Raw genomic sequence first — 259 nt, 5'->3', positions numbered from 1 at the left:
GCTTCCTGGGCGTCCACTTGGACGAGGACCTGACCTGGAGCACCAACACCGCAGCCATCGTCAAGAAGGCACATCAGCGAATGCACTTCCTGAGAGTCCTTAGGAACAACAAACTCTCTCAAGAATTGCTGGTGTCCTTCTACCGGTGCTCGATAGAGAGCATCCTCACGTACTGCATCAACCTGTGGTTCGGGTGCTGCACAGCAGCAGAGAGGACAACGCTCCAGCGAGTCGTCAACACCGCAAGTCGCAGGCCAGG

Annotated in this window: 1 protein-coding gene; it reads left to right on the top strand. The window is 56.8% G+C overall.

What is annotated here, in order from left to right; genetic code table 11:
• Positions 1-17: 17 nt before the first annotated feature.
• A partial coding sequence (locus IEQ44_RS17320; RefSeq protein ID WP_227487669.1) for an alkylated DNA repair protein domain-containing protein occupies positions 18-259 on the top strand: 242 nt, incomplete at its 3' end.

It is taken from the genome of Nocardioides malaquae, assembly GCF_015070385.1.
Taxonomy (GTDB): Bacteria; Actinomycetota; Actinomycetes; order Propionibacteriales; family Nocardioidaceae; genus Nocardioides; species Nocardioides malaquae.
The sequence above is the reverse complement of the archived record's forward strand: the minus strand, read 5'-3'. Positions and strand labels throughout refer to the sequence as shown.